We start from the raw sequence: 24,371 nt of genomic DNA, 5'->3' as shown, positions 1-24,371 counted from the left end.
GGACCCCCTGCTACACGATTGGCCGAGGACGGCGACTCCCTCTACGGGATCGTCGGCGATGCCTCCCCGGCCCTATCTTCATCCCCAGGGGTCCGGGGGCCGCGCCCCCGGCGCGGGTGATAGAGGAAGGCACGTCGATCAGATCATGAGGTCCAGCAAATGGATGAAAAAAATTATTTCGCGCTCTCCCTCTGTCGGGGGGGCGCCGCGACAGGATCAGGTTGGGGACGGCACCACTCTCTTCATGCAGTATCCTCATCTCATCCGCGGGGTCCGCTGGCGTAAGAAGGCGAGGCCATCACGATGATCTGCTCTCTCCAGAATAAGAAAAAAGAAAAGAAAAAACCCAGGTCCAGGCTTACTCGTCCTGGTCGTGGTTGTGGTTCTTCTCGTAACGTTCCATCTCAAGCATCTTCAGTTCCTTGCGCTTGATCTTGCCCGAGATGGTCTTGGGGAGGTCGTCGACGAACTCGATCGCCCGCGGGTATTTGTACGGGGCGGTCGTCTTCTTGACATGCCGCTGGAGCTCCTTGACAAGGACGTCAGACGACTCGAACCCCTCGTTGAGAATGACAAACGCCTTGACGATCATCCCGCGGATGAGGTCCGGAGACCCGACGACGGCACACTCCTTGACCGCCGGGTGCTCCATGAGCGCCGACTCGACCTCGAAAGGTCCGATCCGGTAGCCCGAACTCTTGATCACGTCGTCGTTACGGCCCACGAACCAGTAGTAGCCGTCGTCGTCGTAATACGCCCGGTCGCCGGTATAATAAAACCCGTTCTGGAACGACTCGGCATTGGCCTCAGGGTTGTCGAGGTACTCCACGATCAGCCCGACCGGCCTTGGGTCAAGCGAGATCGCGATCCGCCCCTCCTCATAGGCGCCGAGCGGGTGCCCCTCTTCGTCATGGACCTCGACATGCCACCCTGGCGACGGGCGCCCCATCGACCCGAGCTTCGGTTCCAGGCACGGGAACGTGGCGATGGCACAGACCGTCTCGCTCTGTCCGTAGCCCTCCCTGATGGTGATCCCGGTCCCTTCCTGCCAGATCCTGATCACCTCAGGGTTGAGAGGCTCACCCGCGCTGGTGCAGTGGCGCAACTCGCGCAGGTCGTACTTCTTCAGGTCGGCAAGGATGAGCATCCGGTAGACCGTCGGGGGCGCACAGAAGGTGCTGACCTCGTACTTCTCCATGAGCGGGAGGAGTTCGGTCGCGGAGAACTTGCCATGGATATCATGGACAAAGATCGCCGCCCCGCAGATCCACTGCCCGAAGATCTTGCCCCATCCGCACTTCGCCCACCCGGTATCAGAGAACGTGAAGTGGACATCATGCTTGGTGAGGTCCTGCCAGTACTTTGCAGTGATGATATGGCCGAGCGGATGGGCCTGGTCATGGAGCACCATCTTGGGCTCGCCGGTCGTGCCCGACGTAAAGTAGATGAGCATCGGGTCGGTCGCCTTCGTCTTCTTCTTCACCGGGAGCGAGACCGTGTGGTGAAGGACCGGCGCAGGGTACATCAGTTCGTACGGGAAACTCGCCCACCCCTCCTGCTCGCCGTCCGCCAGGAAACGATACTTGAGCGTGGGGCACTCCTTACAGATCTCATCGATCTTCCAGGAATGCTCCAGGTTCGTGATGACCATCTTGAACTTGCCCGCGTTCACCCGGTACTTCAGGTCCTTGGGGGTGAGGAGCGTCGGGCATGGACAGTATACGGCACCGAGTTTGATGAGGGCGGTGACGAAGATCCACCATTCAGGTACTCGTGGGAGGAGGATCAGTACCCGATCACCCTTGCAGATGTCGTACTTGAGCAGGATGTTTGCCGCCTGGTTCGAGAGATTTGCCATGTCCCGGTAGGTGAATTTCTTCTCTTCACCGTGCTGGTCAACCCAGATCATGGCAAGGCGGTTGCGATCTTTTTTGGCCCATGCATCGACGACGTCGTAGCCGAAATTGAAGTACTCGGGGACGTCGATCGTGAAGTCCGCATAGGTCTCTTCGTAGTTTTCCATGTTGTGCTCCGCCATGGGATCTGTCCGTATACCTATGGTCATCCAGCGCTTTTTAATCTGTGCGGTCCTGACGCCGGTCAGACCCCGGGCTTTATGAATACGCAGGGCGATCTCCTGGCGATCAGGGGGCCTGGGAGAGTTGGACATCGGGACGATCGCAGCCATCGGCGTGCTCCTCGCGGCGGTCGTGCTCTTTGTGACCGAACGGTTCAGGCTCGACGTCACCGCGGCGCTCCTCCTGCTCGCCCTTGCGTGGCTCGGACTGGTCACCCCGGCCCAGGCCTTCTCCGGGTTTGCAAGCAACGCCGTCGTTGCGATGGCCAGCGTGATGGTCCTGGGATACGGGATCGATAGGGCCGGGCTGATGCACCGGGTCTCGCAGTTCCTCATCGCCAGGGGCGGGCGTTCAGAGCGGCGCCTCGTCGTGACGGCCTCTGCGGTCGTCGGCATGGTCTCGTCGGTGATGCAGAATATCGGAGCGGCCGTGCTCTTCCTCCCTGCACTACTCCGGGTCGCCAGGAGTGCCAGGATCCCGCCCTCGCGGCTCCTGATGCCCGCCGGGTTTGCGGTGATCCTCGGCGGGACGGTCACCATGGTCGGGTCGACCCCGCTCATCCTCCTCAACGACATTATGCTCCAGGGAGGCTACGAGCCTTTCGGGCTCTTTGCCCCGGCACCGGTTGGGCTTGCACTCCTCCTGACCTGGACCGTTCTCCTCGCCCTTGCCGGGCGCCACCTCCTCCCACGCCCTGCCGCCGGCAAGGTGCCGCGGCCCCAGGAAGACCTCGTCGAGGGATGGGATCTGCCCGCCGAGGTGTGCTACTGCCGCATCCCGGAGACAAGTCCGCTTGTAGGGATGACGCGCGAGGAAGCCGGGTTCATCGCCGGATACACCCTCCACCTCCTCGCCCTCTCCGAGGAGGGCGACGTCCTCTATGCCCCCTGGCGCTACACGCACTTTCTCGCCGGGCAGGAACTTGCACTCCTTGGAAAAGGAGAGGACTTTCTCAGGTGCGTCCATGACTACGGCCTGGAGGTGAGTAGGGGAGAGGGGCAGATCGTCCTTGGACTCTCCCAGGCCAGTGCCGGGTTTGCCGAGGTGGTGGTGAGGCCGAACGCCGGGGCGGTGGGCAGGACGCTCAGGGAACTGACCCTGCGAAAGAACCTGGGGGTCGAACCGCTCCTCCTGGTCTCTAGTGACGAAGGCCCGTTCCACGAGTTCTCTGACCGCCCTCTGAAATCTGGCGACATCATCGTGGTGCACGGGCGCTGGGAACGCCTGCGGACCCTTGCCGAGGGTACCGGGTTCGTGCTCGCCACCCCGCTCGAGGAGGCGGGACTGCGGGAGTCCAGGGCCCCGGCCGCGGCGGCGTGTTTTGCCGGGGCGCTCCTCCTTACTCTTACCGGGGCGCCGATCGGGCTCTCCTTTTTTACGGGGGCGGTGGGGATGGTCCTCTCAGGGGTGGTGAGCGTCGGCGAGGCCTACCAGGCCATCGAATGGCAGACCATCGTCCTCATCGGGGGGTTGATCCCGCTCGGGATCGCGATGGAAACGTCAGGGGCCACCGGGGTGATCGCCGCCGGACTGACCGCGCTCCTGGCCGAGCATTCTCTCTTCCTGGTCCTCCTTGGCTTCTCCCTTCTCACCGCCTTCCTCTCGCTCTTCCTCTCCAATGCGGCGGCGACAGTCCTCCTGGTCCCTCCCGCCCTCGCCCTCGCGGGAGAGAGCGGCCTTGACCCGACCGGACTTGCGCTGCTCATCGGGGTCTCGGCCTCCAACTCCTTTCTTCTCCCTACAAACCAGGTCAATGCCCTGCTGATGGGGCCCGGGGGCTACCGCACCCGCGACTACCTCCGGGTCGGGGCGGTCCTCACCCCGCTCGTGGCCCTGGTCTCGACGTCCCTGGTCTATCTCCTCTACTTCTGAACCTGGGCGGCGGCGGCGGCCATGACCCGCGCGTAATCTTTGTCAGGGACCGCCCGCATCGCCTGAGCAGCAAGGTCGTCCTGCCAGTCTTCCATGTTCCTGAAGCCCGCCAGTGCTGCGGCAAGAGGGGCTGCCCGTACCGGGGTGGGGAAGAGCGTGACCGGTTTGAGTTTGACCCTGAGCGGATAGACTTCTTTGGTTCCGGGGAAAAGCGGGATACGGTTGATATAGAGTTCGGACGCGATCTCGAAGGCCCCAAGAAAGGCAGGTTCGTCCAGGTCATGGATATAGACAAGGAGGCGGTCGCCGAGTTCGACCTTGCTGATCGTGTCGGCATGGCGCTGGGCGACGGCCCAGACCATCTTTTCCTTGATCATCTCCCATCTATTCTCTTCAGAGACGGCAATCCAGCAGGTCATGGAGGGTGATTGGCTGGCCCGTATTAAAGGGTTTCGAGGGCGCAGGGGTGAGGCGGAATATATAAATGTCGGGGCCATGTGATAGCCCGGAGAGGGGAGGTAAGTATGCCGTACAGGTGGACAAGCAGACGAGACGTCGACGAGACGGTGGTCGTGGTCATGAACTCGGTCGAGGAGGAGGGGACACTTCCCGAGTGGCTGAGGAGGACGGTCCAGGGATCGATCGATCTCTCGGACCCGCAGTATGTGCGCTATTTCTATGATCAGGTGAAAAGCCACGTGCCGACTGCGCTGAAACTCTTTGAAGAAAGTCCGTATGTGCCCTGACGGGTGGGGTACGTCCCGTGTGGAAGACGACTCCATTCTTCATTTTTGGAAAAAAGTCACCATTCGTCCTGGCCCGATTCGTTATCATTAAAGTATCACAGGCCGATATCCTAATTAGTGGACGGTTCTATGGATCGGATAAAAATAGCCATCGTCGGTGTCGGGAACTGTGCGTCTTCCCTCATCCAGGGGATCGAGTACTATCGGAACCGTACAGACCTGGACGCGATCGGGCTGATGCACTGGGATATCGGCGGGTATACGCCGGGCGACATCGAGGTCGTCGCCGCCTTCGATATCGATGGACGCAAGGTGGGCAGGGATATTGCCGAGGCGATCTTTGCTCCGCCGAACTGCACAAAGATCTTCTGTCCTGAGATCCAGGAGACAGGGCGGACGGTGAAGATGGGAAGGGTCCTTGACGGGTGTTCAGATCATATGGAGCACTACCCTGAGGCGCGGACCTTTGTCCTGAGCGATGAACCTGAGGCGACGAAGGAGGAGGTCGTGGCAGAACTGAAGGCGTCGGGTGCGGAGATCCTCCTCAATTATCTCCCGGTCGGTTCAGAGGAGGCGGCCAGGTTCTATGCCGGGTGCGCCCTCGATGCCGGGGTGGCCCTCATCAACAATATGCCAGTCTTCATCGCAAGTGATCCAGAATGGTCGGAGCGGTTCAGGGCCCGCGGGGTCCCGATCATCGGCGACGACGTCAAGGCGCAGCTCGGGGCGACGATCACTCACCGGACGCTTGCCGATCTCTTTGCCAAGCGCGGTGTCGTCCTGGACCGGACCTACCAGCTCAACACCGGGGGGAACACCGACTTCCTGAATATGCTCAAGCATGAACGCCTCGCCTCAAAGAGGGTCTCGAAGACGGAGGCGGTCCAGTCGGTCCTCCCGCACCCTCTTGAGGATGAGAATATCCATATCGGGCCAAGCGATTATGTCCCGTGGCAGAACGACAACAAGGTCTGTTTCCTGCGGATGGAGGGGCGACTTTTCGGCGATGTCCCGATGAACCTCGAACTCCGGCTTTCGGTGGAAGACTCCCCGAACTCAGGCGGAGTGGTCATCGACGCGATCAGGTGCTGCAAACTCGCCCTCGAACGGGGGACCGGCGGGGTGCTAGTCTCGCCGTCCTCGTTCTTCATGAAGCATCCACCAGAACAGTATCCTGACGACGAGGCCTATGCGATGACCGAGGAGTTCATCGCCGGGCGGCGTCAGGTCTGAGCGGCGAGGGGTTTCTCCTGAATTTTTTTATGAATTTTTTTTGGTCGTGAGGGTTCTGGAACTATTCTCTGCCGCATCTTTCACTTGCGTCTCTTCATTGAAGACGAGGGGAAGATGAAGAGGGGGGTGCGGCCCTCGACCCCTTGTGTCGTTTCTCTGAGCAAGGTTCTGATCCCAGGCCTTTCTTCATGCTCGCCCCGGGGATGAAGATAAGGACGGGAAGGCATCGCCGACGATCCCATAGAGGGAGTCGCCGTCCTCGACTCTATCGTGTTGTGGGGGGGGCAGAGAGGTCTGGGAGAGGATCTCTACAGGACCGTTATTTCTTGCGTTTCTTCGTCCTCTTCGGACGCTTCGACCGCTTCGAAGGACTTTTCTTTTTTACTGCCTCTTTCTTCTCGTCCCTGACAAAGTAATCAAGAAGAATCCTGGTCTTGCGGGTGCCAAGCGTAGGTCTGGTGCTCTCAAGCCAGAGGAAGAACCCTGCCATATGCGGAGTGCGCCTGCTCTCGTACTTGAACCCCCCGACCTTGGCCGGGACCATCTTAAAATACTCCTTCTTTTTGCGGCTCCTGAAGTACAGGATCGGGCGGCACTCAGGGAGGTTGACCGCGACGATCACTTTGGAGAAGCGCTTCATCACCTCGTCATAGGTAAGAGGTTCGCCCTTGATCGTGACCTTCGTGCGCTCGAAAAGATACTTGATCGCCGGCGGGTGGAGGGCGCCAAAGACGATCTTCTTGACGATCGGCGGGATCTCGTCCGGGGCTGTCAGTGCCTCGCAGGGTGCGCCCTCGTCCATCAAGGCGATCATCTGTTCCCTGCGCCGGTCATGGAGTTCCCGATAATCGAAAGGACGCTTCGGACTAACATCGGCAAGAGGGATTAATTTCTGGTGGGCGATCGGTTTTCTCGGCCTGTACCTGATCTCCCGCGGGTTGAGCATCTTCTTGATCTCCTCGCACGACGGCGTGACGATCAGGACCGAGTCAGGTTCCTTCATGATCCGCTGGACGATGGTGTTCCTTGAGATGTCCACCGACGAGACAAGGATAAACGGGACAAGAGGCTGGCCGTACAGGTAGCCGATGAGCCGTTTCTTAAAGATGATCTCCTGTTCGAAGTCCTTGAGGTCGGCGGGCGACGTGATGATCTCGGCAAAGGCGACGGTATTCTCCTGGTCGACGAGGACGAGGTCGACCTCGGCAAGGTCCTGGCCGTTGCCCCTGACCTTGATATCGCCATAATTCGAGTAAAATGTCCCGTTCTGGTGCTGGGAGAGTTTATGCCTGGTATAGGGAGCGTCGGCCCCCTTCCTGATCATACCCTTGACATATTTGCACTTCGACGCCGCCAGGATCATCATCTCATAGATGAGCCCTTCATACCACCGCCCCTCTGCGGTCCGCATCAGGGAGATGTCCTCGGAAAACAAATATTTCTTCTCAGATTTTCGGAGATGCCGGGTTGCCTTCAGGGCAAGGGCGTGCGTCGGAGTGATGGTATTGAAATTTTTTCGCAGCCACTCGATCATCTCCAGCCCGTTGTTTAATGCCATTGGATTTCCTGTCTTCCCGTTTTTGATCTGCCTATCTGTATAAACGTTTATGGATGTTCAGTCTGTTGCCTTCTTCTCGAGCACCAGAACCCGCCTGGTAAGACTCTTGTGCACCCGCTGTTCATGGTATTGCAGGACGGCGAAGTGCCGGGCGGCGATCTCCCTGATGTCACGGTGGGCGATGACCACCGCCCGACGCCCGTCTTTGAGCACCCGTCTCAGTTCAGTGAGCGACCCGTCGTACAGGCGGTCAAGACTCTCGGCTTTGATGCAGACCGACTGCCCGTACGGCAGGTCGGTCACCACGGCATCGACCGAGGCGTCGGCGACCGGGAGGGCAGTGGCGTCGGCGACGAGGAGGGTGGCCGAAGGCACGTTCTGCTCTGCGCCCCTGACCATGAAGAGGTCGGCGTCGCTCCCAAGGATCCTGGCGCCGACCCGCCGCCCCTCCTCGAGCATCCCGCCGGTCCCGCAGAAGGGGTCGTACATCACCTCGCCTGGCATCACGAGCGAGAGGTTCACCATCGCCCGCGCCATCCTCGGCATCATGACGCCGGGATGGAAGAACGGCCTGGTGATAGGGCTCCTCTCCTCATAGGTGCTCCTGAGCCCTTCATAGATGACTCGGCCGAAAAAGCACCGGTCCTCTGAGATGAGGGCCCTGAAGACTATTTCAGGCGACTTCAGCGAGACCGGACCGTTGATATGGCTCCCGATCAGGCGTTCGAGGGAGAGAGGGTCGGGGTGGTCGGCGGCACCGTCGACCACCTTGACCCGCGCGACAAAGGGGCGGTCGGTCTCCAGTGCCAGGTCGTCGAGGAGGGCGGCGAGGGCGTCGGCGGTCGGTGCGCACTCACCGAGATATTCCATCACTGTATGAGTAAGGGCCAGCCGCCTGGTCGCTGTCGGCACAGGGCACTCGGCCACCGCCACCCGTCTCCGCCGGTCGGTGACCTGGCCCGCACATTCCAGTTCGGCGAAGGGGAGGGTCGGGTGTTCCCCTGAGAGCTCGAAGAGCAGTTTCATGACTACCCATTAATAGGGGATTCTCAGATATATAGAGGCGTGCAAAGCAGTAATGCCCGAACTGGTGACGATTCACATTCATTCTCCCCACACTGTCCTCCTCATGATGAGCACGACGCGGGGGGGGCCCGGTCACGCCCGCCGGCGATCGCCACCGGTATCCCGCCTTTCTTCAGACCTGAATTCGAGGAGGCCTACCAGTTCATCCTCCACCACTACCAGGTCCCTGCACGGGAGGTGGCGGTCTTTGTCCCATGTTCGGTGAAAAAGCCCTATAGCACCAGCCCGAGCCACCGGCTCTTCGACAGGGTGATCTTCCAGGCCCTGCCGCCCGAAGAGGTCCATGTCGTCGTCTTCGGGACCTGCGGGGTGGTGCCGCGAGAGCTCGAACTGATGTATCCTTATGCCTCGTACCGCTACATGCTCGGGCGCTGTCCTGACCCGGCGGTCCATCGGTCGTTCCTGCGGATCGAGACCGTACGCCTGGAGGGGTATCTCAAGAAAACCGCCGGTACGTACCGGCACCGCGTCGCCTACTGCCTCGGCGAGTTCCGCAAGGCGATGCAGGCGGCGTCGGCCCGCACCGGCGTCCCGGTCACGCTCGCGCCTTCCGACGAACTCATCGCCGCGTGCAGGGATCCGGCGGCACGGTTCCCTGACGGGAGTCTGAGCACAGCGGAGTACCTGGAGGAGTTTACGGCGGTGCTCGGGCGGTTGTGAACACCCCTGACCACTCGTGAGGTTGGGGGTGAGCAGAGAAAGTAAACGAATTTGGGGTCTGTAGTAAACCTTTTTTGAGTGGTCTCTCTGGCGGGGAACGTGGGGCACTCGCCCCCAGAACGGCGAGAATTTTTACAAATCCGAATCTCTGGAAAAAGTGTTTCGGTTCGAGAGAACATTTACGTCCAGGATAATTTCATAGGGAGAAAAGCATCGTCACGGTTGCGTGCGTGGAGGCGGCGAGAGAGAAGAGTGCCACGCGGGGGTCACATTCTCAGGGCAGGAAGAGGCGCGGCACGTCCCGGCGCCTCCCTTCCGCGCCCGTCTCCTCACGCCTCCTCCTCGTCACTGCGATAGAAACAGATCGTGACCTCCTCCTCGGTGACCAGTCCCCCGCTGACGATCTCTTCGAGAGTTGGTTTGATCTGCTCGATCTTCTCGCGCGAGTCCACCACCTCGACGACGACCGGCAGGTCGGTGGAGAGCCTGAGGATTGAATGGCTGTGGATCCTGCTGGTCATCCCGAACCCGGTGATCCCGCGCAGGACCGTCGTCCCGTAAAATCCCTCTTTCCTGAACAGTTCCACAAGATAACGATAGAGGGGTTTGCCCCCATATCGGTCGGATTCACCGATGTAGATCCTGAGCAGCACAGCCTGTGCATTTTTTTCCAGTTTCATAGTGCAGCCTCCACAAGATACCCCGCCCCGACCTTCCCTGCCCAGACGGCAAGGAGGGTCAGGGTAATGGTGGCAAGCAGGTTGAGGGCGAACAGCCCGAACGCCTCCTGTTCAAGGAGCCGGAACGACTCGTAACTGAACGTCGACATCGTCGTAAACGCCCCGAGCATGCCGAGGGTCAGGAATATCCTGGTCTCCATATCAAATACGCCCCCATATTCGGAGAGATACATGACAACCCCAATGAAAAAACTCCCGATCACATTGACGCCGAGGGTGCCGACGGGAAATGTGCCGACGCTTCCCTGCAGCCAGCCGCTGGTGAAGTACCGAAGCACCGCTCCGATAAATCCACCGATACCTACAATAATCCAGGTCTGCATCTCTCTTTCCTCCGTGTGTCGCAGGTGTATGCGACGATTGGTCATGACGGGCGAGTGCTATCACGCGAGTGCTATCACCCTTGTCGGCCGGAGATGCCGCAGGCCCCATGAAGAGTGCGAGGTGTAATGGTGTTCCACATGGCGCAAAGCACGTCCGGCCGGAAAATAGACGTCATCAGTCCAGAATAGGGCGGTTGATGGCGGACGTCATCGCCTGCATAATTCTGCACCTCCCGATATATAGGGGTATGCACTGAGTCGCAGGAATTTCGGCTAAAGGTCTTATTCCTGATGAAATCCAGGCCGATCATGTGCCTTTCCCTGGACTGGAGAAACTTTCCTGATGGTCTCTTTGACAGAAAGAGCAGGTCAATCAAAGACCCAGGAGTTTTCTCGACTGCTCGAAAATTGGGACTTGTAGAAATTCACACCTATTCTTGGAGCATATCCCAGAACTCTCTGGGGCTAAACACTCCCTCGAACCGAAGCGCTTCCTTCCAGAAATTCTGACCCTGTCTCCACCGGGGGGCGGCACGCCCCCCGCCAGAGAGAGGTCCTGGGGGTTTACCATGAAAATGATCCTGACGATAATCTCTCAGGATTTTTATGAGAATTTGAACCAGCCAGATATCGTTGAAGATGACATACAGATGAGAGAGATGCCTTCAGCATGATCGACGTTCTGCCTTCCAGGTTCTATCGTCATCGCGGGGGTGCGGGGGGTGCACCCTCGGACCCCCCCGGACAGAAGAGAGGTAGGGGCGGCAGGTAGGTGGTGGTCCCCCTGTGGCGTCCTGCGCTACAGGGGGAGCACAGGTCCACATACCATGGAGACCAACGATTATATTCATCCCATATGCGTGAACCAGGAGTTCATGCCTGATCTTACAGAGCCAAACGACGAGAAGTTTCATCCCGTACGCTTGAGACGTGCTTATCCCTCATGCCCAATTTTACAGTGCCCAACCTTCCTGCATCTTTTCCTTTTTGCCGCGGGTTATCCACGCATTCTTCCGGGTCCGGTCTTCAGATGGTGATATCTTCCACCCCGGAATTGTCGATGTGGCGGTACACCCCCTCGATATCATAGGGGTGGTCGGCGATGTAGTGGTAGACCTCAAGGTAGGTGTTGTACTTCTCGACATAGTCGTTGTGCTCATCGATGAGGGTGAGATAGGCCTCGTGGTCGCGGTTCCACTCCGCACGAGATTCGTAGTCCCCGCCAGTGAGGCGCTTCTCCAGGTCTGCGATCTCGGTCTCCCATTCCTTCATCCTGTCATGCATGAAGGGGAGGCGCTCCTCGATCTTCTGGAATGTCCCGGTGATCCGGCAGATATAGTTCACCTGGGTGAAACGCCCGGTGCCCTCGCCGATGGGGACGACAGAGACCTCTGCACTCTCGAAAGGATCAGTGTACAGCCCGATGTAGGTGGGCCTCGTGCTCTCAATGTAGAAATACTTCCCTGTCTCCAGGCCCTTGAAGACCCGGAACGAGGGGGTGGCGCCGGTGCGGATCCCGATCCCGGCCGCCGCGTGGTGTTCGTCAGGGAAGAGGAGGAAGGCGGTGTCATAGCCTTCGTGGGCCAGGAGACCGAGGAGGAGAAGACTCTTCTCGTCGCAGTCCCCGGTCTGCTCCCAGATCACTTCGACCGGATAGCGCGGCAGGGGCCTCGCCGCCGGGTCATAGGGGATCTGCTGGACGAAGGTGACCAGAAACTCAAGGTACTCGTTCTCGTTGAAGCCCTTACTCTCTTTGACCGCCCTGAGTCCCCGAGCCATATCATCGAAGAAAACCGTCATCGCCGGGTCGTCGATGAATCCACCGTAATATGCGGTCATGACCTCGGGGTCGTCCCAGTCCGCACCTGGCGGCAGGGCCCTGTCGATGTTTTTTGCTCCTGCATAGACGCTGCCGTTCACCTCGACCCTGACTTGATAGACCTTTGTCCCGAACTTTGTCTCAAAGACCCGTGTCACCGTCGGTGTCCCGGCCACCGGCGTGATCGTCTGGAAGGCAGGCTCTTCCCTTGCCGGTGCAGTCGTCGTCACCTCTGGCAGATCGGCAGACCCCGGCCCTGCGGCAAGGCCGTCCACCTCTTCGAGGTGTTCTTCTCCAGGTGGGTTCATGCCGGTGTCGGCACACCCCGCACCCAGAGAGAGGAGGAGCAGGAGGCCGATGAGGAGAGAGATTATGTCCTGTCGGTTCATGGGGGGACCTCGATGATCGCGTTGCATCGAGTATCTCTCTTGGGATGGAAAAGGTTCACGGCACGCTCCGCCCTATGCGGAGATGTCAGGGAGCAAAAAAGCACGTAGTTTATGACCTGATCTCTTCCATCTCCTTCTCAAGCGCCTCGACTCTTCGTCTCAGGTCCTTGATCTCCACCGAGATCTGGGAGAGCGTCTTTGCCTTTGTGAGTTCTCCGATGAGCGCCTGGTTCAGGTTTGGATAGTTCCGGTCCGGGTGTTCGGAATCGCAGACCATCCCCTCCAACCAGTGGTAGAGGTGGAGGGGCAGTCTTCCTGATATCTGTCCTCTCTTGTCTTCGTTTGCCGGCACACTACAAAATTGACCGATAATCGATAAGAATACTATGAACGCCAGATGGGGCAAATAGAATATCATATATATTGTGGTATCAGAGGGAGGGTAATGACCCAGCGGCGCGATCACCAGATGACCGGCGGGGTAGAATGACCCTTGAAAAGAGAAGACCGGCGCCTGTCTCCTCAGTCTCTCATGGCCTCCCCGCGGAAGATACAGGAGAGGAGTCTGCCTCACCAGGTACCAAACCCCGTGCGACGGCGATCGGTGAATCTCTCTCAGACATAATCCTGCGTGCTCTGGACGAACGCCACCGCACTCAAGGTGACAGGGTGCAGGAGAGAAAATGACCGAGAGGCCATCCCAAAACACTCGTGACCTCCCCCCCAGAAGATGGCAGGAGATATGGTGGGGAGTTCCTCCCTTTTTCGTTACGCACCCATGCATTCATGCCTTTTTACCCCACCGCATCGGGGGGTGCGCCCTCGGACCCCCCGATGGCGAGAGGAGCGGGAAGGCAGAGCGGTGATGGTGAAGATGGTATGCGACCCCTCGCCTCGCGGGTGATCGAAAACTGGGCTTTGTAGAATGGGGCATGAACCCTTGGTTCACGCATACGGGATGAACATTTCTCGTCGTTTGCTCTCTCTTTTCAAGACTGAAGAATCGGGGGGGACCGGGTACAATCCGCCGCCCCTCGGCTATCTTCGTCGCGGGCGGTCAAAGAAAACTATACAGAGGATTCTACAAAGCCCAAAAAAAGATTATGCGATCAGATCCCCGGCCTCGGCACCAGGAGCGCAGGAATAGGCCTCGGTGATCCTGATCACGACCAGCGACTTTGCCGGGTACTTCTCCGACTTCGCCTTCACCGTCGCCCGCATCTTCTCGTACTCCGGCCCTGAGGTGAGGATCTCGACGTCGCCCTTCACCTGGATACAGCCGCCGGTCTCAGGCCCCCAGAGGTAGATCGCGGCCCGCGGGTTCTCTTCGAGGTTTGCAAGAGTCTTCTTCATGAAATTGTCTGCGACCCAGACGGTCTCATCGTCGACAAGCCAGACCGACTTCATCGGCGCGACATTTGGTTCTCCGGTCTTTGAAGCAGTTGCAAGCGGATAGACCGGGGCCTTCTCAAAGATCTCCTTCATCTTCTCGTCCAGACGTACCATACCTCCCAATAGGCCTGCAGCAAGATAAAAATGTCACTGGCGAGCGGTGAGGAGGTGCGTGGTCAGGAGAGACGGGCATGGCCGGGGGGCTCTTTGCACGACGGTACATGTTCTCCCATGCAGTCATCTCAGCAGAGTCTCTGGGCCCTATCGTCTGGGAGATATCTCAAGAGAGAATTTGAGATTTTTCAGCCCTGTAGAACCCCTCACCTACAGTGTAGAGAGAATACATGTCACCCGCCGTCCCATAAGTCTCAGGGGTTCTGCCCGTGGACCCCCCGGGCCGACGATGGAGCCGGGAAAACTGAATAAACGATCTTGAAAAGTCGGGATGCCGTCCTCTGACTATCCTGCTATCGCTCACGTGGGCGGGGGCGGCATGCCCCTGGCGGAGAGCATCATCACGAGGATTTACCGGCTTTGTAGAGACCTTCACTTTTTCTCGGTGCAAGGGTGACTCAATCGCTTTCCCGCACAATCGCGCCGGGGGCGCGGCCCCCGGACCCCCAGGACCACGATAGGGTTGGGAAGGCAAAAAATGACCATGAAGAGGGGGTTGCCGTCCTCTGCCTATCCTCGTGCGGGGGGTTCGGGGGGCGGCGAGCCCCCCGGCGAAGAGAACCGTCAAGAGGGTTTCTACAGAGGATATGGAGAGGCGTGATGACGGGTGTGCACCCCCTGACCCCCCACGACAAGGGGGGGGCGGCAATGAGGCGGTGTTCCCCCATGGTGTCGCTCTGAAGGATGAAGGAGGGGCACAGGTCCACACACCCTGGAGACCAACGATCATGTTCAATCGCGTATGCGTGATCCAGGGGTTCATGCCTGATTCTACAGAACCCAAAGATCAAAGATCTTCTCACGCTCGGACGTACCCGCTCCCCGCACCGAGGCGAGGGAAGGGAGTGATCAGGGGCTCTCTCCAAATCAATTAAGGACTCTATCTCTCCTGGACCTCGTGGTCCCCCACCCACCGCGCGGAGAGCGTATACCCCAGTGGACCCGCATTCTCAGGCCCGGTCTTATCGAAGAATAAGAACCCGTCATAGGACCAGCCCTGGCGGCAGTCCATCTCGACGCGGCAGACAGAGTAGGCCCGCCCGTCACGGGTGGAGGACTGGAGGCATGTCGCGGTAGAGCCAGGATCAAAGGTGAAATTCGTCCGCGCATCCACAGCATCGTACTCGAAAGTCAGGTCCCACTTTGCCAGTTCGTCTGAAGGGTGGCTGTCGTCCCACACGTTTCCGTCAGGGACGGCGCAGGTCCACCAACTCAGCGGCGTGCCCTGACTTCCAGTCGCCCGTGGCATCAGAGAGATCTCCCTCTCCGCAGGTCCGGCGATCAGGCCAGGGCCATAGTCACTGAGGCAGGCATAAGGCAGGGGTCCAGAACCAGGAGAATCGCAGTGCATCCAGTCGTGCGAGATCTCGAAGACATGATTGTGGAAGACGCCCCCTGAGGAGCGGTGTATGCCGGGATCGACGACGACCATCGTCCTGACGAAGAAATAGTCGTTGAACCGATCATTCTCCTCGCAGTCCCAGGAGAAGGTGCTCGTGGTCCTGGCATACCCATAATCTTCCCCATATCCCATTCTGGTATACTCACAGTCCATGGTGACGGTGGCGATGGGCTGCGGATTGGATCCCATCGTCAGGGTGCCGTCTGTCCGCGGGATCAAGAGAGTCTCTTTCCACTCGTCTGCACGTGCAATGACTCTTGAATAGTCCTGGCACCCCCTCCCGCAGAGCCCGATGTACTGTATCGTCTCCCCGGTCGGGAGCACCCTGAAGAGATATGCTCCAATCTTTGTGTCCTCAGGTGGCGTGATACCTGCAAGACCAAAGTAGCGTGGCGCGGTCCTCTCCCCGAATTTTTCAGTAAAGGTTTCCAGGAGTGCCCTGCTCTCCTCTTCAAGCGCGGATGGGTCCAGCCCTGTGTCTGGTATGCCTTCAGTCCCTTCTTCTTCGACGTATTTTACGAGAGTGAACTCCTCAGGGTGATATCCGGGCGGAGGAGGGGGAGGGGGAAGAGGAGTCGTTGCAACTGGTGCCTCCTCTCCAGGAGGGGAATCGCGATCGGCCAACCCGGGCACCGTGACGGCAACGATGCCCACCACCCCGATCAGCAGCAGCATGATCAGGGCGAGGAACTCAGATTTTTTCCGTCTCAATGCTCACGCCCCCATGAGATCTGGGAAATGTCCCTGAAATCGGTATTGTAGAGGCCTTCCAGATGAGTTCTCTTTGACGGGGGGCTCGCCGCCCCCCCCCGGGTACATATGAGGGGGGGGGGAGGCGGGAAAATCATGTTCACACCCATAATGGGTGAACAGGGCACATTCATTCATTTCCCACAAAAAAAAGGGAATTAAGTCGTCCATCCATCCTCCCAGCGGGCATAGAGATTGTACGCCAGGGGTCCGGCATCAATGGGTCCCATTATATCAAAGAGCAATCCGTCGTAGAGCCATCCCCTGTGGCAGTCCATCTCCACACGACAGATGGTGTAAATACTCCCGTCACGGGAAAGGGACTGGAGACAGGTCGCAGTAGAACCAGGACGGAACACAAATTGCCTCTGTGAACAGGCTGCGTCATAATTGAAGACTTCGTCCCACTTTGCGAGGTCAAGTGAGTGATGACTATCATCGTCGACTCGATAATCAGGAACTTCAGTGCTCCAGCTCATAGATGTCCCGAGCCCGCCTGTGCTCGAACTTAAACACGCCGTAACCGTCGTGTATCCTGGTGTCTGTCCAGGAGAATAATCTGTGATATCGGCATAGGGGAGGTGTTCGCATCCTGGATACCCATTGTGCACCCAGTCGTGTGAGATCTCAAAGATATGATTGCGAAAAACGCTCCCCTGGAAACAATTCACACCAGGGTCAGTCTGGGCATAGGTTTTCACATAGAAATAGTCATTGTAACGGTCGGTCTCTACATTGTCCCAGAAATATGTGCTTTTGATCTTTGCATACCCATAGTCTTCTCCATACTCCTGGCGGTCATAACTGCATTCCAGAGTGACGGAAGCGATGGGACTGGGATTTGATCCTGTCGCTGTTAGTTCATTTGTTTCTGCGATCAACTCGGATTCTTTCCATTCTTCTGCACGTGTCAGGAGATCAGAATAATCCAGACACGCTTTCCCGCAGAGTCCGGTGTATTGGATGGTCTCCCCGGTCGGGAGTACTCTGAAGATGTATGCTCCCACTTTTGCATCTTCTGGAGGGGTGACACCCGCCATTCCCAGATAGCCTGGAGGAAGTGTCTCCCCAAATTCCCGGACAAACGTTTCAAGGAGTGCTCTACTCTCATTTTCGAGGGTCACAGGGTCAAGCCCCTGATCCGGTGCACTGTCGGCGGTGTTGAGATCCGGTGCAACCATCCTGACAAGTGTGTAGTCTTCAGGGTCGTACTCCTTCTCTGGGGAGAGTGCATCTGTTGCGGTCGTACATGTTTCCTCTGCTGGCTGCATATCGAGTGCTGTGACAATGGGGCTGCATATTATCACGAGTAAAAGCAGCAGGGAGAGTACACCCCGTCTGAATATTCTCATCTCTTCCACCATATATCCCAACAAAGAACGCAGCACGCCCCGGAAAGACAGGAAAAATTGCCGATCATATTTTCATGCCGACATTATCCCGGGGGACACCGGGTGCGGCGTCCTATAGGTGTACTATCGTTGAGAACATATAATTATTATTTGTGCAATATATTTCTCGTACATCCCCTCGGCACGAGAGATCATACTCCGCGAGCATATCCAGAAACTCTCCTGGGTTGAATGTCTCCTCGAACGAAAACGCATCTTTCCACTCGAGTGGAGAACTTTGCCCCCCGGACCCCCCACGACGAGGAGAGCCAGGGATCACTTTCCGTCTTTGTGATTTTCTCTCCGCTTTCCGGTCCTCATCGCTATCCTGGGTCAGGGGTCAGGGAGCATTCGTCCCTGGTATGAGGGTGTGAGAAGGCGGCGAATGTGTGGGGATGTTGTGTCATGCAGAAAGAAATGTCTTCACAGAAAAGACCCCGGATGAACCTGTCAGGGCCCTTCATGAAGGCGACACCCTGCCCTCCCCCTCTTTTCTCCAGGGGTGACACCCCCATATCCCCAGACCTTCCCTCTCAGAAGATGGCAGTAGATATAGTGGGGAGGTTCTCCCCTTTTCATTGCGCACCCATGCATTCATGCCTCTTCACACCACCGCTTCGAGGGCACTGCCCACGGACCCCCTGGAGGAAAATAGAGCCAGGGATGCAGAGCGATGAACGTGAAGACAGGACACACTCCTCTGCTCATCTTCATCAGTGTGGGGGTGCGGGGGGCGGGGCGGCCAAGCCCCCCGCCAGAGAGAACCATCCAGAGGGATTCCTATGAAAAAGATCCTGACGTTCCTCTCTTCAGGTTTACATGAGAGTTTGAACTCGCTATATCCTGTTGAAACCAATACGCAGAGGATAGAAAAATCCTCTGATGGATCTGCCGCCCCCCACTCGTCGATTCCCCCTGTCCTCTCGCGCCGGGGGTTGCCCCTCCCGGACTCCCCGCCGATGAAGAGTGGCGGAGGATGGCATCCCGTCTTCATGATATTTTCTCTCTTCCCGTTCCCATCGCCATCCCAGGGGTCCGGGCGGCACTCGCCCCCGGCGAGGGCGAGGGGGAAGGCGACGAATGCATGGGTGTGCGATACAAATGCAGGGATCTCTTCATTGTCATCCATCGCTCTCAATCGGTGAGGATGAGGGGCGGAGAGTTTTGGGATGACCTCAAAGCAAAAAAAAGAAAAAAGATCCGTTCACTGCATCCCGCAGGAGTGGACCTTATCACTGAGCAGGTTGACCAAGAGGGCCTTCTGGGCATGGAGACGGTTCTCGGCCTGGTCCCATACCACGCTCTGCGGCCCCTCGAGCACTTCTTCAGTGATCTCTTCGCCGCGGTGCGCCGGGAGACAGTGCATCACGATCGCGTCCGGTTCGGCACGCCTGACCAGGTCGGCGGTGAGGGTGTAGCCCTTGAAGTCGCGCAGACGCTTCTCGCGCTCCTCCTCGTTGCCCATCGAGACCCAGACATCGGTGTACAGGGCGTGCGCACCCTCGGCCGCCTCTTCAGGCGTATCGAAGAACGTGAACCGCGCCCCGCGCTCCTCAGCCGCCTCCACTGCCCATGACGGCGGGCGGTATCCCGGCGGCGTCGCCACCTGGACCTCAAGCCCGGTATAGGCCGAAGCAACAAGGAGAGAGTTGCAGACATTGTTCCCGTCCCCGATCCATGCAACCCGCAGACCCTCAAGGGACGAGAACCGCTCCTTCAGGGTGAGGAGATCGGCGAGCACCTGGCACGGGTGGGCCTTGTCTGAAAGCCCGTTGATGACTGGGACCGAGGAATATTTTGCGAACTCCTCGATGGTGCTGTGCTTGTAGGCCCTGATCATCACCGCAGAGACGAACCTGGAGAGCACCCGTGCGGTGTCCCTCACCAGTTCGCCGCGGCCAAGCTGCATGTCGGCCGGGTTGAGGAAGAGTGCATGGCCACCGAGGTCGTGCATCCCGGCCTCAAACGAGACCCTTGTCCTGGTCGAGGCCTTCTCAAAGATCATCCCCAGGCTGCACCCGGGGAGGATCGCATGCGACTTGCCCTCGGCCCGATACTTCTTCAGCCGCGCCGCGCCGTCGAGCAGCGCCTCGACCTCAACTGCGTCACTGTCCAGAAGCGTTAAAAAATCCTTCTTCATTGAATTTCCCTCATATGTGCGATCCTCTTCTCAAGGATCTCTTTTTTTCCGATATCGTGCCTGTACCATACTCCACCGCCGACCGAGCCTGCGGCCGTCTCGGCCTGTGCCTCGGCCTCTTCCAGAGTGTCCCCGATCCCGACGAAGGCCATCGTCCGCGAGGTGAGCGTCGAGAGTCTGCCGTCCTTCTCCTCGACATTGGCATAATACAGGAGAGCGTCGCCATAGTCGCCAAGGGTGATCGGCGCCCCGGCCACCGGGGCCGCAGGATAGCCCTCAGGCACCAGGTACTTGCAGACCGTCGCCTTGGGCGCAAACTTCACATGGGCCTGGGAGAGTGTACCGTCGACGATCCGGCAGAGCACTTCAGAGAAGTCTGACTCCAGGATCGAGAGGACGTTCATCGCCTCAGGGTCGCCAAAGCGTGAGTTGAACTCCACCACCTTGGGGCCGTCCCTGGTATTCATGAACTGCCCATACAGGATCCCGCGGTACGGCTGTCCCTCGGTGATCATCGCGGCCACGGCGCTGCGCATGATCTCAAGGGCCGCATCATAGTCGACACGCGAGACGAAGGGCAGGAGGTGGTCTTCAAGAGAGTACGTCCCCATCCCACCGGTGTTCGGACCGACGTCGCCCTCATAGGCGCGCTTGTGGTCCTGGACCAGGGGCATCGGGACCAGGTGGTTGCCGTCGACAAAGGCCTGGAGCGTGAACTCCTCCCCGATCAACCGCTCTTCAAGAACGACGTCGCCGCCGAGGGTATGCACATATTCTTTCGCTCCCCTGGCATCGACCTGCTCGCCCATGACCTTGACGCCCTTCCCGCCGGTAAGCCCGATCGGTTTGACGACGAGGTCGTCGTCATAGGCGTCGATAAAGTCGCAGGCGCCCTCGGCGTCGCCATGGAAGACCCGGTAGAGCGGGCACCCTGCAACCCCGTGCTTCTCCATCATGGTCCTACAGAAGGCCTTATCAGTCTCAAGTCTGGCCGCCATTCTGGTGGGGCCGACGCAGGGGATGCCTGCTTCATGGAGCACATCGGCGATCCCTGCTTCCAGAGGGGCTTCAGGACCGATGACCGCATAGTCGACCGCACACTCAGACGCAAACGCTGCTACTTCTCTGACCTCGGTCTCTTTTTTCAGGAGTACCTTTTCAGAGACCTGCGCAATGCCAGGATTTTGCCTGGCCATGACAGAATAGAGTTTCACGTCGCTGTTGCGGGAAAGGGCGCGAACAATTGCATGCTCTCTGCCTCCACCGCCCACAACAAGGATCTTCATGTCCATACGTATACACTCCGGCAAATAAATTGGTTATAGGTCCAAGATCTCCGACACGGTCGTCAGGGGTACGAGCGGGACCTCTTCTCTGGCAAATGTCTCAGACGCGCCGCTCTCGCGGTCGACGACCACAGCCACCGCAACGACCTCGGCCCCGGCCTCCTTGAGCGCCCGAACCCCAAAGAGGGCGGACCCGCCCGAGGTCGTGACGTCCTCGACCAGGAGGACGTTCTTCCCTTTGACATCACCGATGATCAGTCCGCTCTTCCCGTGCGATTTCTCTTCTTTTCTGATGATCGCATAGGGTCTGCCTGACGCAAGGGAAGTGGCGACCGCGAGGGGGACGGCACCGACGGCAACCCCGGCGACGACGTCGAAGGTGAACCGCCCTGCAAATGCCGCCCCGATCTCTTTGAGGAGCATAGGATCGGTGATCGCGGACTTCACGTCAAGGTAATAGGTACTCCTGGCCCCTGAAGCTAGGACAAAATCCCCGAACTGGACGGCTCCGTGGGCCTTAAGCAACTCTGCAACTTCTTTTACCATGGTACTTCTTTCACTCCTATCAGATAGCCGATGATATTTGCGGCACGGTGGAGGAGGGGCGTGAGGATGAGGATCCAGAAGAAGACCAGGAGGTCCACGTACCTGACCACCCATGCATACTGGAAGAGGATGAGGAGGACGAACGCCCCGACGACCAGGTCGTACTGGTCGGCGAGGGGCCATTCCTCGCCGCTCTCCTTGCCGAGTCGCCGCTTGATAAAACTCTCGGCCATGTCGCCGAGAAGGGCACCGGTCGCCAGGAGCGTGACCGTGACAAGGGTGTGTTCTGGGAGCAAGGACCACCCGAAGTGCTCTCTCAGAACGATCTGGAGGACTCCGACCGCGATCCCCGCCGCCACGCCAAGGATAAAGCCGCGGTAGGTCTTGCCGTCCCCGAGGATCCGCCTCCCGTCCCGCCAGTTCTTCCCAAGGTCGACCGGCGTCCCTCCTCCCAGGGCAGCGGCGGCAGAATTGGGCACGTAGGCCGGGACCATGATCCAGAACGCAGCAATCAGAGCCGTTGCCACATCAACGATACCAATAATACAAATCCCCTCAATTCTTACTTAAGTTTAAATGCTTGTCGGGTCAAATCACTTTGTCAACGCCCAACACAGTCGGTACCATATATTATTGGAATGCTATTGTAAAGACAATGCCGGTGGATGAGATATGCTCCTAAAAGAAACCAAAAGCCTATGTCCAGTGTGTAGAAAAGTGCTTGATGCGGAGATCACTGAGGAGGACGGGAAGGTCTGGATCACCCGCACCTGCCCTGACCACGGTACCGCAAAGAACCTCTACTGGTCAGATGCAGAGATGTACAGACGCTTCGATGCGTATGAGAGCATAGGTGACGGTGTCGTAAACCCCCAGAACTCAGCCGGGCCAGGGGACTGTCCGGGAGCATGTGGACTCTGCTCGAACCACCACTCTGGGACACTCCTTGCCAATATCGACCTGACGAACCGGTGCAATCTCCACTGTGACTTCTGTTTTGCCAATGCACGGGCATGCGGATTTGTCTATGAACCGAGTTTCGACGAGGTGATCGGGATGATGGAGATGCTCAGGGAGGAGAAACCGGTCCCACCCCCGGCGGTCCAGTTCTCTGGAGGAGAGCCGACGATGCGAGACGACCTCCACGAGATCATCTGGAAGGCCAAAGAGATGGGGTTCTCCCAGGTCCAGATCGCAACCAACGGGATCAAACTGGCAAAGGACATTACCTATGTGCAGGAGCTCAAAGATGTCGGGCTCAGCACGGTGTACCTTCACTTCGATGGGGTCACCAGGGAGACGAACCAGATTCTTCCCACGAGCCTGAAGGTCGTCGAGCACTGTAAGGAAGTCGGGCTCGGGGTCGTGCTCGTCCCCACGATCATCAATGGCAGGAACGACCACGAGATCGGGGCGATCCTGAAATATGCCGCCGAGAACGTGGAAGTCGTCCGCGGGGTCAACTTCCAGCCGGTCGCCTTTACTGGGGCGGCGAGCGAGGACGATATCAAGCGGGAGCGGGTGACCATCCCGGACCTTGCCGACCGGATCGAGGAGCAGACTGATGGCGTGATTAAGAAGGACTATTTCTATCCGGTGCCGTGCGTCATCCCGATCTCCGACCTGGTCGAGGCATATACCGGCAGGCCCCAGGTGCGGTTCACCACCCACCAGCACTGTGGTGCGGCGACCTATGTCTTTGTCGAGGGGGACAAATTCACGCCGATCAACGAGATGGTCGATGTCGATAAGTTCTTCGAGGCGATCGACACGATGGCCGTCAGGATGAAGAGCGGGGGGACGATCAACAAGTACATGTCTCTGATCGAGGGTGTGAGGGAGATGAGCGCCTCGGCCTCGAAAGGTGAGGTCAATGGGACGAAACTCTGGAAACTTCTCGGAGAGGCACTGGTGTTCCAGAACTTCGACGCACTCAGGGACTTCCACTGGAACGCGATCTTCATCGGCACGATGCACTTCATGGACAACTTCAACTATGACCTCGAACGGGTGCAGCGCTGCTGTATCCATTACACGACGCCGGACGGCAGGATGATCCCGTTCTGCACCTACAACTCGGGGCCGGTCTATCGTGAAAAGGTCTGGAAGAAGTTTGCTCAGCCTCTTGAGAAAGAGGAGTAAGACCAGGCACAATAAACATCTCATCCTTTTTCTGGGTGGCATCTGACCCCTGTAATCACAGGGGAGGGGTGGCACGCCTATTTTTTCACGATGAACGGCTTTGTAGAAACCCTCACTTCCTCTCGGTGTAAGGGTGACGCAATCGCCTTCCCACACAATCACGCCCGGGGCGTTGCCCCCCGACCCCCGGACCACGATGGGGCTGGGAAGGCAAAATCAATCGTCATGATGAAGAGCGTAATGCCGTCCACCGTCTATCATTGCGCGGGGGGTTCGGGGGGGGGCGGCCAGCACTCCGTCGAAAAAAACCATCAAGACGGCTTCTACAGAGCTCGATGAACGGTTTTTTCTGAAGTTCTGGCCCTGGAGAATCTGGCGTGAGCCACGGGCTCACGCATACGGGATGAAATGATCGTGGGTCTCTGGAGCAGTGTCATGTCATCCCCCTGAGAGTCCACCCGGGATGTCGCTGTTCACGCTCTTCGCACTGGGGCGGCGAGCGGAGATCACCGCTTCGCCGCCGCCCCTCCCCGATCCTCGCCACGGGAGGGTTCCGGAGGGTCTCCCCCCGCCGCACGATAGGACGAGGACGGCGGCACTCTTGTCATAGTCGTCCATTCTGCCTTCCCACCCCTATCTTGCTT

General features: G+C 58.5%; 21 protein-coding genes and 1 riboswitch. Of the genes, 6 read left to right on the top strand and 15 right to left on the bottom strand.

Going from position 1 to position 24,371, the window contains the following annotated elements; translation table 11 throughout:
- Positions 1 to 358: 358 nt before the first annotated feature.
- The gene (locus J2129_RS02355; protein WP_209631222.1) at positions 359 to 2,038 is read right to left on the bottom strand and encodes an AMP-binding protein; all 1,680 of its coding nucleotides are present in this window, start codon (positions 2,036 to 2,038) and stop codon (positions 359 to 361) included.
- 124 nt (positions 2,039 to 2,162) lie between these two features.
- Between J2129_RS02355 and J2129_RS02350 the strand changes: the two genes are divergently transcribed.
- Positions 2,163 to 3,950, top strand: a complete 1,788-nt coding sequence (locus tag J2129_RS02350) for an SLC13 family permease (RefSeq protein ID WP_209629253.1) — start codon at positions 2,163 to 2,165, stop codon at positions 3,948 to 3,950.
- Here J2129_RS02350 and J2129_RS02345 read toward each other — a convergent pair.
- Positions 3,941 to 4,369: an EVE domain-containing protein gene (locus tag J2129_RS02345; protein ID WP_281069788.1), complete on the bottom strand. Its 429-nt coding sequence runs from the start codon at positions 4,367 to 4,369 to the stop codon at positions 3,941 to 3,943. The genes J2129_RS02350 and J2129_RS02345 overlap by 10 nt on opposite strands.
- Positions 4,370 to 4,474: 105 nt before the next feature.
- Here J2129_RS02345 and J2129_RS02340 point away from each other — a divergent pair, with 105 nt between their 5' ends.
- Together J2129_RS02340 and J2129_RS02335 are read left to right on the top strand one after the other, a co-directional pair.
- Positions 4,475 to 4,696 carry a hypothetical protein gene (locus J2129_RS02340; protein ID WP_209629251.1) on the top strand — a complete coding sequence of 74 codons (222 nt, stop codon included), beginning with the start codon at positions 4,475 to 4,477 and terminating at the stop codon, positions 4,694 to 4,696.
- A 129-nt stretch (positions 4,697 to 4,825) separates the two neighbouring features.
- A complete protein-coding gene (locus J2129_RS02335) occupies positions 4,826 to 5,929 on the top strand; it encodes an inositol-3-phosphate synthase (protein ID WP_209629250.1) in 1,104 nt (367 codons plus the stop codon).
- Between the two features lie 319 nt (positions 5,930 to 6,248).
- Here the strand turns inward: J2129_RS02335 and J2129_RS02330 are convergent, their stop codons facing one another.
- Positions 6,249 to 7,487 (bottom strand): hypothetical protein, encoded by a 1,239-nt coding sequence (locus J2129_RS02330; RefSeq protein ID WP_209629249.1) that lies wholly within the window; start codon positions 7,485 to 7,487, stop codon positions 6,249 to 6,251.
- Positions 7,488 to 7,544: 57 nt separating this feature from the next.
- Entirely contained in the window at positions 7,545 to 8,513 is a 969-nt protein-coding gene (locus J2129_RS02325; RefSeq protein WP_209629248.1) for a methyltransferase domain-containing protein, read from the bottom strand.
- Positions 8,514 to 8,552: 39 nt separating this feature from the next.
- On the opposite strand from J2129_RS02325, the gene J2129_RS02320 reads away from it, so the two are divergent.
- A complete protein-coding gene (locus J2129_RS02320; protein ID WP_348632280.1) occupies positions 8,553 to 9,233 on the top strand; it encodes a DUF5591 domain-containing protein in 681 nt (226 codons plus the stop codon).
- 329 nt (positions 9,234 to 9,562) lie between these two features.
- Here J2129_RS02320 and J2129_RS02315 read toward each other — a convergent pair whose 3' ends face one another.
- Both J2129_RS02315 and crcB read right to left on the bottom strand, forming a co-directional pair.
- Positions 9,563 to 9,913, bottom strand: a complete 351-nt coding sequence (locus tag J2129_RS02315; RefSeq protein ID WP_209629247.1) for a DUF190 domain-containing protein — start codon at positions 9,911 to 9,913, stop codon at positions 9,563 to 9,565.
- Positions 9,910 to 10,296 carry a fluoride efflux transporter CrcB gene (gene crcB, locus J2129_RS02310; RefSeq protein ID WP_209629246.1) on the bottom strand — a complete coding sequence of 129 codons (387 nt, stop codon included), beginning with the start codon at positions 10,294 to 10,296 and terminating at the stop codon, positions 9,910 to 9,912. The genes J2129_RS02315 and crcB overlap by 4 nt, the downstream gene beginning before the upstream one ends.
- A 159-nt stretch (positions 10,297 to 10,455) precedes the next feature.
- Positions 10,456 to 10,520, bottom strand: a riboswitch (Fluoride riboswitch).
- Positions 10,521 to 10,733: 213 nt separating this feature from the next.
- Here crcB and J2129_RS02305 point away from each other — a divergent pair.
- The gene (locus J2129_RS02305; protein WP_209629245.1) at positions 10,734 to 10,970 is read left to right on the top strand and encodes a hypothetical protein; all 237 of its coding nucleotides are present in this window, start codon (positions 10,734 to 10,736) and stop codon (positions 10,968 to 10,970) included.
- Between the two features lie 352 nt (positions 10,971 to 11,322).
- Here the strand turns inward: J2129_RS02305 and J2129_RS02300 are convergent, their stop codons facing one another.
- The 9 genes from J2129_RS02300 to J2129_RS02260 form a co-directional block, all read right to left on the bottom strand.
- A complete protein-coding gene (locus J2129_RS02300) occupies positions 11,323 to 12,504 on the bottom strand; it encodes a hypothetical protein (protein ID WP_209629244.1) in 1,182 nt (393 codons plus the stop codon).
- 109 nt (positions 12,505 to 12,613) lie between these two features.
- Entirely contained in the window at positions 12,614 to 13,078 is a 465-nt protein-coding gene (locus tag J2129_RS02295; protein WP_209629243.1) for a hypothetical protein, read from the bottom strand.
- A 527-nt stretch (positions 13,079 to 13,605) separates the two neighbouring features.
- On the bottom strand, positions 13,606 to 14,010 hold the full coding sequence (locus tag J2129_RS02290; protein ID WP_209629242.1) for a pyridoxamine 5'-phosphate oxidase family protein: 405 nt from the start codon (positions 14,008 to 14,010) through the stop codon (positions 13,606 to 13,608).
- Positions 14,011 to 14,950: 940 nt separating this feature from the next.
- Positions 14,951 to 16,183 (bottom strand): hypothetical protein, encoded by a 1,233-nt coding sequence (locus J2129_RS02285; protein WP_209629241.1) that lies wholly within the window; start codon positions 16,181 to 16,183, stop codon positions 14,951 to 14,953.
- Between the two features lie 197 nt (positions 16,184 to 16,380).
- Complete coding sequence (locus J2129_RS02280; protein ID WP_209629240.1) at positions 16,381 to 17,586, bottom strand: hypothetical protein; 1,206 nt, start codon at positions 17,584 to 17,586, stop codon at positions 16,381 to 16,383.
- Between the two features lie 1,231 nt (positions 17,587 to 18,817).
- Positions 18,818 to 19,753 carry an ornithine carbamoyltransferase gene (gene argF / locus J2129_RS02275; protein WP_209629239.1) on the bottom strand — a complete coding sequence of 312 codons (936 nt, stop codon included), beginning with the start codon at positions 19,751 to 19,753 and terminating at the stop codon, positions 18,818 to 18,820.
- Positions 19,750 to 21,045, bottom strand: coding sequence for a phosphoribosylamine--glycine ligase (gene purD, locus J2129_RS02270; protein WP_209629238.1), 1,296 nt, complete (start codon positions 21,043 to 21,045; stop codon positions 19,750 to 19,752). The genes argF and purD overlap by 4 nt, the downstream gene beginning before the upstream one ends.
- A 27-nt stretch (positions 21,046 to 21,072) precedes the next feature.
- A complete protein-coding gene (gene pyrE / locus J2129_RS02265) occupies positions 21,073 to 21,585 on the bottom strand; it encodes an orotate phosphoribosyltransferase (protein ID WP_209629237.1) in 513 nt (170 codons plus the stop codon).
- A complete protein-coding gene (locus J2129_RS02260; RefSeq protein WP_245320834.1) occupies positions 21,579 to 22,079 on the bottom strand; it encodes a CDP-2,3-bis-(O-geranylgeranyl)-sn-glycerol synthase in 501 nt (166 codons plus the stop codon). Before J2129_RS02260 ends, pyrE begins: the two co-directional genes overlap by 7 nt.
- A 178-nt stretch (positions 22,080 to 22,257) precedes the next feature.
- On the opposite strand from J2129_RS02260, the gene tes reads away from it, so the two are divergent.
- Entirely contained in the window at positions 22,258 to 23,727 is a 1,470-nt protein-coding gene (tes, locus tag J2129_RS02255; protein WP_209629235.1) for a tetraether lipid synthase Tes, read from the top strand.
- The last annotated feature ends 644 nt before the right edge of the window (positions 23,728 to 24,371 follow it).

It is taken from the genome of Methanofollis sp. W23, assembly GCF_017875325.1.
Lineage (GTDB): Archaea > Halobacteriota > Methanomicrobia > Methanomicrobiales > Methanofollaceae > Methanofollis.
This window is presented reverse-complemented; position numbering and strand designations above follow the sequence as displayed.